The organism is Methanosarcina barkeri str. Wiesmoor (assembly GCF_000969985.1).
Classification (GTDB): Archaea; Halobacteriota; Methanosarcinia; order Methanosarcinales; family Methanosarcinaceae; genus Methanosarcina; species Methanosarcina barkeri_B.
The window spans coordinates 4,656,601-4,673,045 of record NZ_CP009526.1 but is presented as its reverse complement, the minus strand read 5'-3'; the positions used below and the strand labels follow the sequence as shown (position 1 = coordinate 4,673,045).

Sequence of the window (16,445 nt, the reverse complement as noted above, 5' to 3'; positions counted from 1 at the left end):
TTAACCTGTGACCAATAACTAAATTTTCTTGACATTAGTTTTTCCATAACGGTTAGGTACTTTATCAATGTTAATTTATTAACGCAACCTCAAGTATCTGGATTCACGATAAAAGAAACGATAAACATACCGGTGCATCAGTGCTTTGATTTTGATGCATAGATCGTGTTCCCATACCTTCCTATGTTGATTCTGTTTCCGTTATCTTCAGGTTCTTTGGAATAGTCAGAGGACGAATATCCGGAATCAATACATGGAGAACTCACTTTGTATTTAACCCAGGTTTTCCCGTTCCAAGTTCCACCTCTTGATTGAAGGTGATAATCATGGTTTTCCTGGTCTACAAATAATGGCCTTATATGGAGATCCGCTTTCGAGGTGCAGTTTTTATAGTAACCTGCTGAATTATTATAAAGACAATTATAAGAAATATCAAATGAATGTGTTGCAGGCAGATAATTCATAATTCCATACCCTGTCCCACTCGGATACTTTGTACGTTTCTGGGTATTTACGATTATGTTGTTATGGGCAATTGTTGTGTATTCTGATGAGTAATCTGGAGAATAACGCTCAGGACACATACTGACAATAGCAACATGATATGAACTGTCAAAGACATTATTTTCTATAAGTGTATCGTGGAATCCACTCCCCAGAATACCCCCAACCCATGTAATGCTAGGATTGGTACCTGTACTGTATAAGATATTATGATAAATATGGATATTTTTCCCCTGGTCTTTGGTAGCAGAGGTATCATAGTTGAACAGCCAGATTCCAGGCCCATAGGTGTTATGGATAGTATTATTGTAGATTTCAATATCATCCATAGTACCTGCAGACTTTTCTACCTGAATGCCCGGGCCACCTGCGCTCCAATGGTAGAAAGAATCGATTAAATTATCATGGAGTTTGATGTGGTTTGAATTCCAGACTCTAAGGCCGCTGTTAGTCCTACAGGTTATTTTATTGTTCCAAGCCTCTACGTTCTGGCACTGAATTGCAAACAAACCGTCATGCCCAAGCTTGTAGATGGTATTGTCGTAAAACTTGACGTTCTCACTATATTTTATCCTCAGCCCGTCTCCATGACCATCATGCATATACATATTGTATACTTCTACGTTATTGCAATGGAGTAAGTACATTATATTGTAGTATCCGTCACCATCCTCTTCGGAATTTCCATCGTGATTTCCATTAACCTCGAACCCTCTTATTACAATGTTGTTATTTCCGGAACTGCTCATCTGCTGGATCATAGGTTTCATTACAACCCAACCTGCATTGTTATCCAGCTTGATCACAGCAGTAGAATCCCCTTCAAGAATAGTATTGCTGCCGATGAGAAGAGTATCGTCAATAACATACGTAAAAGGACCTTTAAGGTGGACAGTTGTATATTCAGAATTATCGGCCACAAACTTAAGGGCCTGATTTATCTGTACATGATCATCTTTTCCATCGCAGTTAAAATCTCCACTACCATCCCCTGCAACGTAAACAGTTGGTGCAGGACTTAGGCATAAAGCAGTAGGAACGTTTACAAGAATAAGGCAACCTACCAATAAAAGGATTTCCAGTTCTCGTTTTAACGTCGACATTATCTGAATATGATCAGAATGAAATTTATTAATATTTTTGATAATTAAATATTTGTGCAGTGACGTATCCGCACCTCCGTAAAATATATGCCAACTTGTTACAAAGTTGAAGAAGCTTACTTCTATTTTCAGATATGTTGAACAAGATATCGCAAACGTTAGATTCTTTCAGAATTCAAAGGCTTTATATACGCAAATTAATTTTTGAAAATGTAAAAAGTAAATATATAATAACGTCTTCAAGAATAAGGCAACCCCTCAATAAAAAGATTCCTAATCCTCGTTCTAACATCGAAATTGTTTAGTACAAATCCTAACAAATTACATAATTATTTCTGTTAGGTAGATATTTGTGTAGTAACAGCGTATACAGTTATATAATTTGATAATATCTATTAAAAATATTTATATATCTATAATAATTTTTTATATACGATTTAACACAATTTTTTAAAAGATGGGTATATGAGTTTAAGGACTGTAGAATTAAGTGCTGAAATAATAATTCATAGCGAAAACTACTGAATCAAACAAGATACTATAGTAAAGAATTCAGAATAAGTCGCCTGTTTCTCAGACCAATTTCTCCAACTTACACAAATTCCTCTTGAGAAAATAGTAAATTTGTTGCCAATTTCTAATTAACTCCTTAAAGTAAACAGTGTGATTAAGATAAATATTATATAATTGCCGGACTCTGTTACGGCAGAGCTGTAATATACAAATGGGCATGATATTTTTCGAATTTTCGGCAGCAAGCACATTTTAATATATTAACATATTTGGTAGTTATTTATTATAAGTTCTTTTGAATATTAGAATCATGCGGATAGAGTCTCAATCCTATTTGCCGTTTTTCCAATATATTATAAAATATATTAATGAAAATATGGTTAACATTTAATAGTTTTCAATTTAAATTTAATTTTTGAAGTTTTCAATAAATCGATATTAGTAGAGATATTAAATGAATTCTCACGTATACTTGCCGAAAGCAGGTTAAATGATATCTTTGCATATGTCCAGAATTTTTCTTGCAACTCCATCCCAGCTGTGATTCTCAACGACATATCTTCGTCCTTTCTCTCCCATAAGAACTCGGGTATTTTCATCGAGAAGCAACCTTATTACAGCAGTAGCAAGTTGTTTAGGATTCTCGGGAGTTACTGAAATTCCACCACCTGAAGCTTCAATCAAATCTTTGACTCCTGAAATACCACTTGCCACAATCGGCTTTCCACAGGCAAGGTACTCATACGTTTTCAACGCTGAAAGTCCTATTTTTGAGTTCCTTTCCTTGATGAAAGGAGCAACGCAGACGTCGGCCGCGTTAATGTAGAGAGGAACTTGTTCGTAGGGGATTCTTCCGGTGAAAGTAAATTTATCCGAAAGCTCTAACTTGGAAGCCGTTTCCATCAATTTATCCTTCATAACTCCGTCCCCGACAATAAGAAAATGAGTATCAGGACATTTCTCCAGAATTAAAGGAGAAGCATGGATGAGAAATTCAACTCCCTGCCAGGCTGCAAGATTCCCTACAAAGCATACGTACTTTTTTGAGTTTTCAAGCTGCAGTTTTTCTCTTGTCTGTTCTAAACCAAGAGGCTTGAATACATCGGTATTTGCCCCATTGTTAATAACATAGATTTTACTCTCCGGAACAGAGTATAGTCTCACAAGTTCGTCCCTGAGCTTATCCGTGACAGAAACAATTCTGTCGCAATGCTTGTAATTAAAGTTCTCAGACCGGAGTGCAAGATGAGAGAAAACTCTATACGCAAAAGACTGTGAATTTGGATCGACCTTTAACTCATCCAGAACTATCCCATTGACTTCTACTATTGAAGGAATTTTTAGAATTTTACATAGAAATATGGGAAAGAACGGAAAAGAATTCTGGCGAAGATAGAGCACATCAGGCCTATTTCTTATGCAAGAATAAAGAAGGTAAAAAGAAAGCATGAATTCGTAAGAGGGCTGTACAAGATATTTATTGTCTATTACAGGCACGCATTTTATCCCTGGAAGAGTACGGTCTACACTCTTCTGTCCGGGTACAAACAAGACTATATCAGTATACTTTTTTAAATTTCTTAAAAGTTCAAGAATGTGGATGTTCGAACCTGATTTAGCATTGAAAGAGCCGTAATAAACCAGGAAAATATTATTTACTTTTTTAACCATAGTAGCTGGTTACCAGAATGGCAAAAGTAGTTAATTAGTTTATCCCATAGCTTTTTTTATTATTTTTTTCAGTTTAAGGGTGAGGGTTTAGTATAAAACCCATGGACAATAATTTAATACATTTTGCAGAGAAGTATTTATAGGATTAATTCTCTCCTCTGTCTGCTTTTGATGCATCCGAAGCGAAAACGAGCAAAAGATTATGAAAGTACTGGAAGCATGTCAGGAATTTCCTAACAGGTATTACCCTCAACTTGGGACATTCATAAAACAGAGTATAGACTCAATTGCAAACCAGGGCGTAGATGTTACTGTTATCTCTCCAAAACCCTTCGTCCTTCCCTTTTCCGCACTTCCATATCATAACTTTTTTAAACTGCCGCGGATTGAGCATACAGAAAAATACGACCTTCACTATCCACGTTATATATATGCTGTCCCCAAAAAATATTTTTATCCCATAACAGGGTTTTCGTACTCTCACTTCATTTTCGAATACGCAATCAAAAATATAAAGCCAGAGCCAGACCTGATCCACGCACACTTTTCATATCCTGACGGATATGGGATGATGAAACTTGCAAAGAAATGGAGAGTTCCTCTCGTAATAAGTGCACTCGGGACAATCGAAAGAAAAGTCGCTTATGAAGGCTCCTATACATCAAAGCAGATTATAGAGGCAATGAATTTTGCAGATAAGATTCTTTCTGTCAGCGAGGATCTCAAGCTCCACATCGTAAATCTGGGAATAAATGAAGAGAAGGTCCATGTGGTTCCAAACGGTGTTGACACCGTAAAATTCAAACCTGCAGGAAAGGCACATGCAAGGAATCTGTTAAACCTGCCGCAAGATAAGAATATCGTCCTATTTGTTGGAGCCCTTAGAAAAATAAAAGGTGTGGACTACCTGATTGAAGCTGCAAAGGATTTTGCGAGCATGAATACCACTCTTTTTATGGTAGGCAGGGACGACGGCCTGAGAAAAGGTCTGGAAAAAAGAGCACAAGAGCTCAAAATTGCAGATTACATTAGATTCATTGGTCCTGTAAATCATGAGAATATCCCACTCTGGATCTCAGCTTCGGATATCCTCGTATTGCCTTCCCTTTCGGAGGGTAGACCAAATGTAGTACTCGAGGCCCTTGCCTGTGAGGTCCCGGTTGTAGCAACTGACGTCGGCGGGATACCTGAACTTATGGTTGATGGGGAAACAGGGTATCTAGTACCAGCAAAAAATCCTGGAGAATTATCCAGAAAAATTAATAAACTGCTTGAGAATAAAAGCCAGAGAGAAAACATGGGGAAACTCGGGCGTAAAAGCATAATTCAGAGAGGACTTACCTGGGAAGCCCATGCAAAAAAGACTGTGGGTATATACTCAGAGCTTTTAGAGAAAGCTTCGAAATAAGTACCTAGTTTCCTTAAGCTTACTTTTTTAATTTCTTTGTCTGCCGTAACTCACAGACCTTCAAATCCACAGAATCGCAGATAAAAACTCGTAAAAGCTGTTACTTATGACAAATGCCTGCTGCATCATTTTATCTAGGAGCCTATCCCAAAACCTATTTTATTCTAAATCATCATGGTTTTCAGGATCATTTGAGTGATTAGGCATTCAATTGATCGTCCCAAATACGAGATTCAAAAATAAAATTTTGAGTTTCGGGATAGGCTCTAGAAGTAAAATGAGTACCGGACAAAAAGATATAGGTATATTTTAAAAATAAGTTTCAGGGTTTATTTAATCCCTGATGTGGTATATAAATGTCTGTCGATGGATTTGAATAAATTTTGTCAAGACTTTTGAGGTTGCTTTCCAGCTCAAGCTCGTTTTTGGGCAGTCCTTGATAGAAATAGTTGGCAGTATCTTTCAAGGTGCTTTCCTCACTTCCAAAGTATAATCCACTCCTGAGAAACTCTCTGGTTCTGAGAACTATATAACCTTTGTATTCTGGGAGTTTATTTACATTACCGATTCTGTAATTATCATAAGATGAGATATTCAATTCCGCAGATTTCGAAGGAATCAGCGGGACATAAAAGAATCTCGAAGCGTAATAATCGGTATAAATCGACTTAGTTGAGGAATTGACAGGGACATACTTGAAAATATGATTAAAGCCGCTTAACTCTTCGGAAGTAAAATATTCGTGTTTTGCTTCTTGACTAAGGCAACCCGAATCTGCAATACTGTAGATCGAAGAAACTAAAACAAAAGTAGAAAACAATAAGATCACTAAGAAAGCGGAGTTCAATCTCTTAGAGGAATATTTAACCATATAATTCCAGAATATATACAATCCGTACCCCATTGCGAAAGCCATAAAGGGACTAACGAAAAGCATAAACCGGTCAACTCTGAAGAGGACTTTGAACTGCCAGATCGTATTGAGGGGGTTGGGGATGTAAAATACAAGAGTTAACAGAGCAAATAACCCTAATACGGCAGCATAATTTTTCTTGTAATTTTTCAGGAGAAAACCTATTCCTATCAGTGCAAAAAATAAAAATACCGATTTATCCAGAAGCCCTGATAAATCAGTCAAGCTTTCCTGAAGAACTTCTGAACCTCCGGCAGTTAGAACTATAGAATCCAAAAATTGGCTCTGCAAACGGGGAGCCAGGCTCCTCTGTACAAACACGTATGCTACGAAGAACCAGTAAGCGGCAAAAATGACATTAAGCAGTATAAAGAAGGGTTTACTGATATAGTTGTTATTCCCTATCACATATTCCGATGCAAGAAGAATTATCAGTAATAGAACGAGCTGTGGAAGGGATACATTGTGAACTAAAGTTAAAAAAACTGCAACAATTACTGAGAGGGTTTTTAAGGACAGTTTATCCTTTTTGAAATTAACACTATAAATCAGGTACAATAATACAATGAACATTATGAATGCCATTGTGCGGGTGATTACATTGACACCATAATAGAGTACGGTAGAACTTACGGAGAAGAGTAAGCATGAGAGGAGTGAGATCTGCCTGTTGTTTGTTATGTAATTAAAAAGGTAATAAAGGAAAATTATAGTTATTACATAGACAGGTGCAGTTACCAGAAAAAGTGAGTTCTTTACGCTTATGTGCAAGATCTCAGAAGCTTCTGCAATAAACACATGATAAAGAGGGAAGTAAGCGTAATCGCTTAAGGAAGTAGGAATTGTTTTCCCGGTCAGTGCAGTAACTTCTGAAATAAAAATATGAGGCAGGATGTCTGTGGTACCGACATAGAAATCATAATTTAAAGTCACACTGTAAATTAAATTACCCGCGATTAAGATAGATTCCGCCAGAATAAGTGTAGGGTTTACATCTTTAGAGAAAATTTGGAAGAATACCGATAGATAAAGTCCTAAAATAAAGAGGAAATAGTAAAGAGGCCTGCTTCCTGGAGACAGCAAAAGTACAACTATGGACCCAATATAAAATATCCCAAAAAGGTACGTAAGAGACTTTGTACTCAATGATGGAAAGATATCGATATCATGCAAACTTACATCTTTTTTGTAAATGAACAGTATGAAAAGACAGGAAAGTATTGCAGGTATTCCTGTAAATAGCCCCCGAAGTGCATAACCGAACTTCCCGGTTGCAAACATCCATAAGAAAGTGAATATTACTGCGAAGATTATAGCTAACGGAAACAGAAAAGAAATTAACCTCATTAGACGGTCATTATCTAATCCGCGTCCTGCTTCTTTACTTAATCCGAACATACTATCTCCATGACCTTAAGCAATCATATAATATATTTAACAAACCTGGCATCCAAACTTCTGTGTTTGAAAATCAGTGAGAGTTCATCAGGACTTTATTGATTAAGAAGATTTTGCCCTGAAAAGCTTCTCATATATTCAAGTGTTTCGGTTTCTTTTTAAATAAATGATATAATTTATAGTTATTAAGTACTTGAACAGGAACTGACTTTTGAGGTCAACGGAGAATTTGTAAAGCTGTACAAAAACCCCAGTCCATAAGCAACGTGCTGCACAGGAATAATAAAAAGAGCAAAAAGACCGTATTTTGATTTCATTTTATAGGTAACCTGGATTGAGGTAATAAAAACAAGAATAAAATATATGGTCACGAGTACAAGAAGAAGCAGGCCTGCAGTGGAATACTTGATAGACGCGATAAGCAAAATGACTGCAAACAAGGTGGCAATCGAAGGCAAAAAAGCATACCAACGGACAAATTCTCCATGCTTCTTGAAAAGTTCTGCCATCCACATACCATATTTAAACATCCTTACGGAAAAGGACTTGAGAGTTCCTCTTCTATGGTGCAGGACCTGTGCATTCGGGATATACAAAAACTTGTTACCCTTCTTACCGATTCTGTAGTTCAGGTCCCCGTCCTGACCTACCACAAACCGCTCATCAAAACCTCCAACTTCCTTAATTGCAGCTTTTTTGTACATTGCATTGCAATTAGGAAGAGAGCTGACATAATGCTTTTTTGTGGAGTTTTTGGACTGAGCCGAACCTCCAGACCCCAAGAAAGATTCTTGGGCATATCCCACCACCCTGCCAAATACAGGATCAGTGTCAAAGATCAGGTTAGGGCCTCCAAAACACACAACATCATCTGGAGAAGTTTGCATTTCATGGACAAGAGCTTTCAACCACTGAGGATCGACCTTACAGTCTCCGTCAGTAAATGCGACAAGTTCTCCCCTGGCATTCTCTACGCCAAGGTTTCTTGCCGCAGCAACATTCTTTTTTTCGTTCAAAAGAAGTTTGACAGGATATTTTTGTACTATATCTCGCGTTTTGTCGGTGGACATACCATCAATGATAATAATCTCGTAAGAATCTCTCGGGTAATCTAGATTAATAAGTGACTCAATACATTCTTCAATAAATTTTTCTTCATTACGAATACCTACTACGACTGAAACGAAAGGGTATTTCATATAAATTGGCCCCGTTTTAACATTACTGTTTTCGAATATTCTCGTTTAAAAATATCATTCTTGAGATGGCATGCAGTATTATTCCGGTAAACACCATGAAGGCCCCTATAACCGTCAGCATAACCATAAGTAGTGTTGGTCCAAAGCGCAGGGATCCTCCCTGAAGAAAATCCTGCAAAAATATTAATCCCATAAGAATGCCTGTAGATGTCATAATCAGGCCAGGAACGGAGAAATAGTACAAAGGTCGTCTGTACTCCATATCTTTAAGGATGCGGAACAGGACTCTAGGACCATGTATAAAAGGATGCTCACTTGAGCAGTCCTCGAGGTCATATCTGCAATGGATTTCCACTTCAGTAAACTTCAATTTATAATCCTTGGCCTGAATCAGGATTTCAGAGCCTGCCGACATATCTGTGCCATTCAAATTTATGTTTTCAATAGCTTTTTTTCCATAAGCTCGGAAGCCGCTTTGTGAATCCGTTACATTCAGACCGCCTGCAATATAGGTTGCAATATCAAGGACTTTCATCCCGAATTTACGGTAAATAGGGACATTTTTACCGTTACCATTGACAAACCTTGAGCCAATTACCAGATCAAAACCATTTTTCAAGGGTTCAAGGAGCTTGGGAATTTCGGAGGGGTCATGTTGACCGTCAGAGTCAATTATGACCATAGCATTTGCATCGAGCCTACGGGCGGTTTCAAAGCAGTTCCTTAGGGCTGCTCCATATCCCTTATTTGTTTCGTGGCGAACTACATAGGCGCCAAGAGATTCGGCGATGTCGACAGTATTATCGGTGCTTCCGTCATCTACAACTACTACTCTGTCGACGTATTTTTTGCAACCCTTGATAACATCTGCAATGGCGTGGGCTTCGTTATAGGCAGGCATGGCTGCAATCGTAATGGCCATATGCAATCATCTACCTCTTTGAAGATAAATGTAAGAAGTCTTAATAACGTAGTTTATTAGAGAAAAATCAGTAAAAATTCCAAATTCTGCAAATATATTTTTCAGAGTCATCGCTCCATAATTTTTAGAGGGTTTCAAAAGGTCTTTTACGGCTACATTTACAGAGAATCAGTTGAGGGAATTGTTCTCCTCTTTTTACCCAAAAGAAGGAACATATATACTCCGTAAGTGAGTCACAGCATTTAATACAAGACCTGTATCTGTTTTAATATACGAGATATATAAGCATTTAGACACAAAAAATAATTAACCAGTAATTCTGATAATAAAAAATAATTAAACCCATGTAAAACGCCTGCCATCCGAAATAATAGCTTAAAAGGCATCAATTACTGACTGTAATAAGAGAATAATAAAAGAAAAAATTACGCAGATATAAGAACTCAAAGACTTCCTTGTTATATGTCAATGTTTATAACCCCATAGACTTAACCCCTGCGGGTTCAACCCCAAAAATGTATCTAAAAATTTAGATAGATGGAGGCTTAAAAGGCTAAAACTTCTTTCAAGGAGATGGAAATAAGGGAAAAGTATTTTATATACAATTCAGGAAAAGGGAAAGATATTTTATACAACTAGGTAATTGAGTAGATCGGGTTAAAACATTCTTGAAAACGAATATAATTCAGGAAATATATTCTGCTAAATTAGAAGAAAACCGGGATTAAAGCTCGGATAGCTTTCACCTTTCCGGCGTAACTCTTTCGCAATTGAAGACCAAAGCAGCCGGTAAGAGGAAATCGAAAGGTTTCCGAAAAACCTCATTAGTGAACAGAGAAATTGGCAGATTAGCCCGAATAACGAAAAGGCTTGGAAGCCAAAAAACATATGCTTTATGAGGAGTTATATGGCCGGAAACCAGAAGTTCCCATCTGACCTGTTGTTAGTAGCAGGCCTTGTAATTCTTATGGATATTTTTGTACTAATTCCTGTACTTAGCGGAAGTCTTATTCGCACATCTCTTGGTCTACCCCTGATACTCTTCTTCCCAGGGTACGCCCTCATAGCCATGCTCTTTCCAGAAAAAAGCGGACTTGAAGGGATGGAAAGGATAGCTCTTTCTGTTGCAATGAGCGTCTCAGTTGTGGCTTTGATAGGGCTAGCACTTAGTTATACACCATGGGGAATCAAGGAGATGCCTCTTATTACAAGTGTCTCCATATTTACCCTGATTATGTTGGCAGCAGCATACGTTAGAAGAAACTATCTACCTGCAGACAGGAAATTTGAGGTACCTTTCAGGGCTCTTGCCCTCACCCTGCTATCTGGAATAATGGGAGAGCCGGTATCTAAAATAGAGAAAAACCTCAGGCTAATTCTAGCTCTTTCTGTCCTTATCTTGATAGGGACTGGAGCTTACGTCATTCTGGTGCCTTATGACAAAGAGCCATATACGGAGTTCTATGTTCTTGGGGCCAATGGGACGGCTAACAACTATAAAACAGATTATATACAGGGAGAAAGTGGGACCTACTTTATAGGAATAGCAAATAACGAGTATAGAACAATGGACTATACAATGGAAGTAAGGCTTAAAAATCAATCGTTGCCTCTTCCGGAAAATCTGCAGCATATCAGACTTGCCAATAATAAGACCCTGGTAGAACCTCTTGAGATTACACCTTCTGTTGAAGGAAAAAATATGAAGCTTGAGTTCCTGCTTTTCAATGAAACTGAAAAGAATATACCCTACAAAGATTTGCGCCTCTGGATAAATGTTGGAGAGGAGGTGTGAGGATGGGAGCATTTGAGAGTCCTAATGTGGAGACTCCAGAAGGCATAAAAACGAAGATGTCTGAGAATCTGAAGGAAAAAACACCTGAGATAGAAAATAAATGGGTCTATCTAGCAATCCCAATTGTAGCTATTGCTCTTGCAGAACTAATGATATATTCGGGAAGGAAACTCGAAGCCATGGAAATACATGCATTAGTTCTTCTTGGGCTTTCCTTTTCCATAATATATATAAAAAACAAGGAAATTCAGAAAACCTATCAGAGTTTTATCCTTCTACCAATCCTGCGTCTTGTAGATTTTTCAATGCCTCTTTTCTATGAAGAAAAACTTTACAACCTTATTTTCATATACTGTCTTCTGGCAATTCCTGTGAGCATTGCAGCCATTAATCAGGAGTTTACTAGCACACAGCTTGGGATAACCTTCAAAAAAATGGGGATATATATTCCATTATCAATATTCATGGGCCTTTTATTAGGAGCAGGGGAATATATCATAGTCGGAAAAAATCCTCTTATTCCGAATCTTTCAATTCTTAACCTCATAAATCTCACCATAATTATGGTCTTTCTCGTGAGTCCTATAGAGGAGATGATCTTCCGGTCAATTCTGCAGAACCGGTTGGAAATAGTATTAGGCAACCGGGAAGCGCTGATAGTTACAAGTGTTTTATTCGGGTTAATGCATTCAGGATATGGGAGCATTTACGAAATATTTTACATAACCTTAGTAGGTGCTGTTATAGGCTACCTATTTTACGGAACCCGAAGCCTACCGCTGGTCGCATTAATTCATGGATTTATGAATGTATTCTTTTTCGGGATTATCCCCCTTCTCTTTTAAACTATCTGCGTCCACTCACGTATTCCGAAAAATAAAAAAGGGGTTTCGATCAAAGGAAATTAAGCCAAAGGTTAAAGCTTCTATATGGTTGAAACTTATTTCCCGACTTACTCTCGATCATATGCTCAGGAAAAACTCACTCAGGCTTCTATAATAATGGGAATATCGAATAGGTAAATATTAGCAGTTCCTCATGCTTTTCGTGTTTTTCATATTTTTTAGAATTAAACAGAACGTTTAGATAATAAACAGTATTCCATCAGAGCAAAAAAGTAATGAAACTCATCAACTGCCGAATATAATCAAAATTGCCCACTGCAGCCGAACTGAGTCAATTCAGACAGTCTTTCTTAAAAAAGTGTTATTTTATCCAGAAGCTACTTTTTGAAACAAGATTACTGTTACTTGCCCATAATTTAGTCCTCGTGAGCGAAGTAAAGTGAAGCAAAAAGGGCAGTGCATTGCAGAGCTGCAACTCTGCCGAGATGGGAATCGGGGGACACTTGGATGGTAGCCCTCTGAAAAGCCATTAAAATAGTGCGACAACCTTAAAGAGAATGATTGCACCAAAGGAAAACATCAGTGGAATAATTCCCATATTCAAAGAAACCTTTACCGTACTTTCCCAATGTTTCGATGCAGGGAGAAAGTCCCTGAGCAAAAGCAATATAAGTAAAACTGCCGCAGCCACAGATGCGCCTTCAGGAATTCCCGGTGTTACGGTAGTTACTGAGAGCGCACTCGAAGAAACGGAGTTAGACGTGATTAAACTTGTAAGCGTAGTTAGTACTCCTTGAGTTGATTAGTATGTTACAGGAACAAATAAGCGATAAGATATAAAAATCCTACTCATACAAAAATCCTACTCATACCATTGATAAACATCAAGAGAAGAAGCATTAAACTCGAATTTTGGAAAAATGTGGGAGGTTCTCTTAATAGATAACGAAAATACCTGTGAGTTTAAGTTTGCAATTAAATGAATAAAATTAAAAATTATATTGTAAAGCTATAAACGCAAAATATAAATTGAAAAATTCCTGAAAATAATTGAAGAATTCTTGGAAAAGATAGAAAAGAAGAGTAGAAAAATAAACCAAATCATTATATAATTAAAAAACCCTTTAAACTAAAAATTTAGGAGTAGTTAGAAAAATCAAAGAAATGAATATGGGAAAAGTAATCACAACATCTTGGGCTGTCCTGAGAGTTTAGATTATTCCGATTATTGGGAACATAAAAAATGAATAACTATGAAATGAAAAGCTATGTAAAACTGCAAAAAGTAAGCAGATGTTTTCATGCTCCAACAGAAAGTTTATCTGGCTAAGAAAAACCAGAAGAACGGGGGAACAATGAACTCGACTGAATTTAAAATTCACAATTCTTCTAAGATATACGGAACCTCTGTAATTGGAAAAGACACAGTAATAATGGAAAATGTGATTCTAGGATACCCTGAACACAGGATCTTGATGGAAATCCTGAAGCAAAACATCGAAATTGAAAACTTTGATTTTCCAGGGTGTGCCATAGGCCCGGATTCAATTATAAGAGCTGGATCAACGATATTTTCCAACGTAAAAACCGGAAAAAACTTCAAAACCGGGCATAACGTAATGATTAGAGAAAATACCGAAATTGGAAACAATGTTCTTATTGGAACCAATGTCATTATAGATGGACATGTGAAAATAGGAAATAATGTAAGCATCCAGGGAAATGTCTACATTCCAACCAATGTTGTTATCGAGGACAATGTATTTATTGGGCCCTGTGCTGTTCTGGCCAACGATAAATATCCTATTAGAAAGAAATACGAATTGAAGGGTCCTTTCTTGAGAAAAGGAGCGTCTATAGGTGCAAACGCCACCCTACTCCCCGATGTTGAAATAGGGGAAGGAGCAATGGTTGCAGGAGGAGCACTTGTGACAAAAAATGTGCCTGCCTGGAAACTTGCAATTGGAGTGCCTGCCAGAATACAAGAACTCCCACAAGATTTAAAGGAATTGAATCAAATATAAACCTATCAAAAAATCAAGATTAAGTAAGAGTAGTTTCATCAAGATTATTAAACGAGGTTCCAAAATGATTTCAATTGCCAAGCCCCTGATGGGTAAGGAAGAGATTGATGCAGTAACAAAGGTCCTGAGATCAGGCATGATTGCACAGGGCCCAAAAGTCGAAGAATTTGAACTTGCTTTTTCTGAATACACTGGTTGTGAGTATGGGGTTGCCGTGAGCTCTGGCACTGCAGCTTTGTACATTGCGCTTCTTGCCCATGGCATAGGAAAAGGAGATGAAGTGATTACAAGCCCCTTCAGTTTCATTGCAACAGCAAACAGCGTCCTTTATACCGGGGCAAAACCTGTTTTTGCAGATATTGAATCAGATACATATAATATAGATCCTGAAAAAGTTCAGGAGAAAATAACTCCAAAAACCAGAGCAATTTTGCCTGTTCACCTCTATGGGCATCCTGCAGACATGAAAGCGATAATGGAAATTGCAGATGATAATAAGCTTATTGTAATTGAAGATGCCTGCCAGTCCCATGGTGCAGAATGCCTTGGAAAAAAAGTGGGCAGTTTCGGAACAGGAGCATTCAGCTTTTACCCTACTAAAAATATGACAACAAGCGAAGGCGGAATTCTCACTACGGACGACAAGGAAATTGCAGAGAAGGCAAAAATGATCCGTGCTCACGGCTCAAAAGTTCGGTATCTGCATGAAATGCTGGGCTTCAACCTGCGTATGACTGATATTGCAGCTGCAATCGGACTTGTACAGCTTGGAAAGCTGGACGGGTTTACAGCGGCCAGACAAAAGAATGCAGAGATTCTTTCAGCAGGGTTAAAAGGTATATCCGGAATTATGCCACCGGTAATAAGAGCTGACTGCACCCATGTATTCCACCAGTATACGGTCAGAGCAGAAAAAAGAGATCAACTGGCAACTTTCCTGAAAGAAAAAGAAATAGGAACAGGAATCCATTATCCTATATCCATTCACAAACAACCTTTCTACAGGGAACTTGGATACAGGGATTCTCTACCGGTCGCAGAAAAGGCGGCGGAAGAGGTTATTTCTCTCCCCGTGCACCCTGCATTATCCAAAACTGATTTGCAGGAAATAGTCGAGGCGACCAAAGAATTTTATGCAAAGGATTGATTAGTTTTCCAGCCACTGTATTCTCAGAACCAGGAAGTGAGACTTTTGATTAGAGTAGGAGTAATAGGTACAGGTGCTATGGGACAGAACCACGTAAGAATTTACAGTGAAATGAATGACGTGGAGCTTGCCGGAATCTCGGATGTAGACCAGAAGCGTGTTGAAGCAATGGCTACACAATTCAAGACAAAAGCCTTTACAGATTATAAGAAAATGTTAGCTGAAGGGCTTGATGCGGTAAGTGTGGTTGTGCCCACCAAGCTGCATAAGCAGGTCGTACTTGATGCTCTTGAGGCAGGTGTACATGTCCTTGTAGAAAAGCCGATTGCAGATACGACTGAAAACGCGGACTTGATGATAGCAGCTGCACAAAAAGCGGGAAAAATCCTTATGGTTGGGCACATCGAGCGCTTTAATCCCGCAGTTATAAAACTCAAAGAGATTATAAATTCAGGCATTTTGGGAAAGATAGTCTCAATCTCAACCAAACGAGTAGGCCCCTATAACCCGAGAATAAGAGACGTGGGAGTAATCCTGGATATTGGCGTCCATGATATAGATGTGATCTCATATCTTTACGGTAAGAAAATAAATAGTGTTTATGCAATTGCAGGTGCTGACATTCACTCATTTGAAGATCACGCCTCAATTATCCTGCGTATGGACCATAATTTTGCAGGGGTTGTGGAAACAAACTGGCTGACTCCGCACAAGATAAGGCAGTTAACAGCGATTGGGATTAAGGGAGTTGCCTATCTGGACTATATTAATCAGACAGTACAGCTACATGATAACGAATGGATAAGAAAAGCCAAAGTAGAACATAGCGAACCCCTGAAAAATGAACTCACTTATTTTATAGATTGTGCTACAAAGGGTAGAAAACCTAACCCCTGTGGAGAAGACGGAAAACATGCCCTTGAAGTCGCAATGGCAGCTATAAAATCCTACCAGGAAGAAAGATTAATTGAAGTAGGACAATAAGCCGGAAAAGACTCTGAAA

The 16,445-nt window shown here is 38.0% G+C and carries 12 protein-coding genes; 7 read left to right on the top strand and 5 right to left on the bottom strand.

The window, feature by feature from the left end:
- Window positions 1–137: 137 nt before the first annotated feature.
- Both MSBRW_RS19255 and MSBRW_RS19250 read right to left on the bottom strand, forming a co-directional pair.
- Entirely contained in the window at window positions 138–1,571 is a 1,434-nt protein-coding gene (locus tag MSBRW_RS19255) for a right-handed parallel beta-helix repeat-containing protein (protein ID WP_329957343.1), read from the bottom strand.
- A gap of 1,035 nt (window positions 1,572–2,606) precedes the next feature.
- Window positions 2,607–3,791 carry a glycosyltransferase family 4 protein gene (locus MSBRW_RS19250; protein WP_011306144.1) on the bottom strand — a complete coding sequence of 395 codons (1,185 nt, stop codon included), beginning with the start codon at window positions 3,789–3,791 and terminating at the stop codon, window positions 2,607–2,609.
- A 202-nt stretch (window positions 3,792–3,993) separates the two neighbouring features.
- Here MSBRW_RS19250 and MSBRW_RS19245 point away from each other — a divergent pair, with 202 nt between their 5' ends.
- Complete coding sequence (locus MSBRW_RS19245; protein WP_011306145.1) at window positions 3,994–5,199, top strand: glycosyltransferase; 1,206 nt, start codon at window positions 3,994–3,996, stop codon at window positions 5,197–5,199.
- 322 nt (window positions 5,200–5,521) lie between these two features.
- Here the strand turns inward: MSBRW_RS19245 and MSBRW_RS19240 are convergent, their stop codons facing one another.
- The 3 genes from MSBRW_RS19240 to MSBRW_RS19230 form a co-directional block, all read right to left on the bottom strand.
- On the bottom strand, window positions 5,522–7,510 hold the full coding sequence (locus MSBRW_RS19240; RefSeq protein ID WP_011306146.1) for a hypothetical protein: 1,989 nt from the start codon (window positions 7,508–7,510) through the stop codon (window positions 5,522–5,524).
- A 185-nt stretch (window positions 7,511–7,695) separates the two neighbouring features.
- Window positions 7,696–8,709, bottom strand: coding sequence for a glycosyltransferase (locus MSBRW_RS19235; protein ID WP_011306147.1), 1,014 nt, complete (start codon window positions 8,707–8,709; stop codon window positions 7,696–7,698).
- Window positions 8,710–8,731: 22 nt separating this feature from the next.
- Window positions 8,732–9,631: a glycosyltransferase family 2 protein gene (locus MSBRW_RS19230; protein WP_011306148.1), complete on the bottom strand. Its 900-nt coding sequence runs from the start codon at window positions 9,629–9,631 to the stop codon at window positions 8,732–8,734.
- A 907-nt stretch (window positions 9,632–10,538) separates the two neighbouring features.
- Here MSBRW_RS19230 and MSBRW_RS19225 point away from each other — a divergent pair.
- The 6 genes from MSBRW_RS19225 to MSBRW_RS19200 all read left to right on the top strand — a co-directional run bounded on the left by MSBRW_RS19225 (window position 10,539) and on the right by MSBRW_RS19200 (window position 16,426).
- Complete coding sequence (locus MSBRW_RS19225; RefSeq protein WP_011306149.1) at window positions 10,539–11,426, top strand: DUF1616 domain-containing protein; 888 nt, start codon at window positions 10,539–10,541, stop codon at window positions 11,424–11,426.
- 2 nt (window positions 11,427–11,428) lie between these two features.
- Complete coding sequence (locus MSBRW_RS19220; RefSeq protein ID WP_011306150.1) at window positions 11,429–12,271, top strand: CPBP family intramembrane glutamic endopeptidase; 843 nt, start codon at window positions 11,429–11,431, stop codon at window positions 12,269–12,271.
- A 557-nt stretch (window positions 12,272–12,828) separates the two neighbouring features.
- Window positions 12,829–13,068, top strand: a complete 240-nt coding sequence (locus tag MSBRW_RS22785) for a hypothetical protein (RefSeq protein ID WP_011306151.1) — start codon at window positions 12,829–12,831, stop codon at window positions 13,066–13,068.
- Between the two features lie 504 nt (window positions 13,069–13,572).
- Window positions 13,573–14,295, top strand: coding sequence for an acyltransferase (locus MSBRW_RS19210; protein ID WP_011306152.1), 723 nt, complete (start codon window positions 13,573–13,575; stop codon window positions 14,293–14,295).
- A gap of 64 nt (window positions 14,296–14,359) precedes the next feature.
- On the top strand, window positions 14,360–15,442 hold the full coding sequence (locus MSBRW_RS19205) for a DegT/DnrJ/EryC1/StrS family aminotransferase (protein WP_011306153.1): 1,083 nt from the start codon (window positions 14,360–14,362) through the stop codon (window positions 15,440–15,442).
- A 45-nt stretch (window positions 15,443–15,487) separates the two neighbouring features.
- Window positions 15,488–16,426, top strand: a complete 939-nt coding sequence (locus tag MSBRW_RS19200; RefSeq protein ID WP_011306154.1) for a UDP-N-acetylglucosamine 3-dehydrogenase — start codon at window positions 15,488–15,490, stop codon at window positions 16,424–16,426.
- Window positions 16,427–16,445: the final 19 nt, after the last annotated feature.

Coding starts and splice junctions, on each gene's coding strand:
- MSBRW_RS19240 (WP_011306146.1), bottom strand. CDS start 7,510: ATGTTCGGATTAAGTAAAGAAGCAGGACGCGGATTAGATAATGACCGT.
- MSBRW_RS19230 (WP_011306148.1), bottom strand. CDS start 9,631: ATGGCCATTACGATTGCAGCCATGCCTGCCTATAACGAAGCCCACGCC.
- MSBRW_RS19220 (WP_011306150.1), top strand. CDS start 11,429: ATGGGAGCATTTGAGAGTCCTAATGTGGAGACTCCAGAAGGCATAAAA.
- MSBRW_RS19250 (WP_011306144.1), bottom strand. CDS start 3,791: ATGGTTAAAAAAGTAAATAATATTTTCCTGGTTTATTACGGCTCTTTC.
- MSBRW_RS22785 (WP_011306151.1), top strand. CDS start 12,829: ATGATTGCACCAAAGGAAAACATCAGTGGAATAATTCCCATATTCAAA.
- MSBRW_RS19235 (WP_011306147.1), bottom strand. CDS start 8,709: ATGAAATACCCTTTCGTTTCAGTCGTAGTAGGTATTCGTAATGAAGAA.
- MSBRW_RS19210 (WP_011306152.1), top strand. CDS start 13,573: ATGCTCCAACAGAAAGTTTATCTGGCTAAGAAAAACCAGAAGAACGGG.
- MSBRW_RS19225 (WP_011306149.1), top strand. CDS start 10,539: ATGGCCGGAAACCAGAAGTTCCCATCTGACCTGTTGTTAGTAGCAGGC.
- MSBRW_RS19245 (WP_011306145.1), top strand. CDS start 3,994: ATGAAAGTACTGGAAGCATGTCAGGAATTTCCTAACAGGTATTACCCT.
- MSBRW_RS19205 (WP_011306153.1), top strand. CDS start 14,360: ATGATTTCAATTGCCAAGCCCCTGATGGGTAAGGAAGAGATTGATGCA.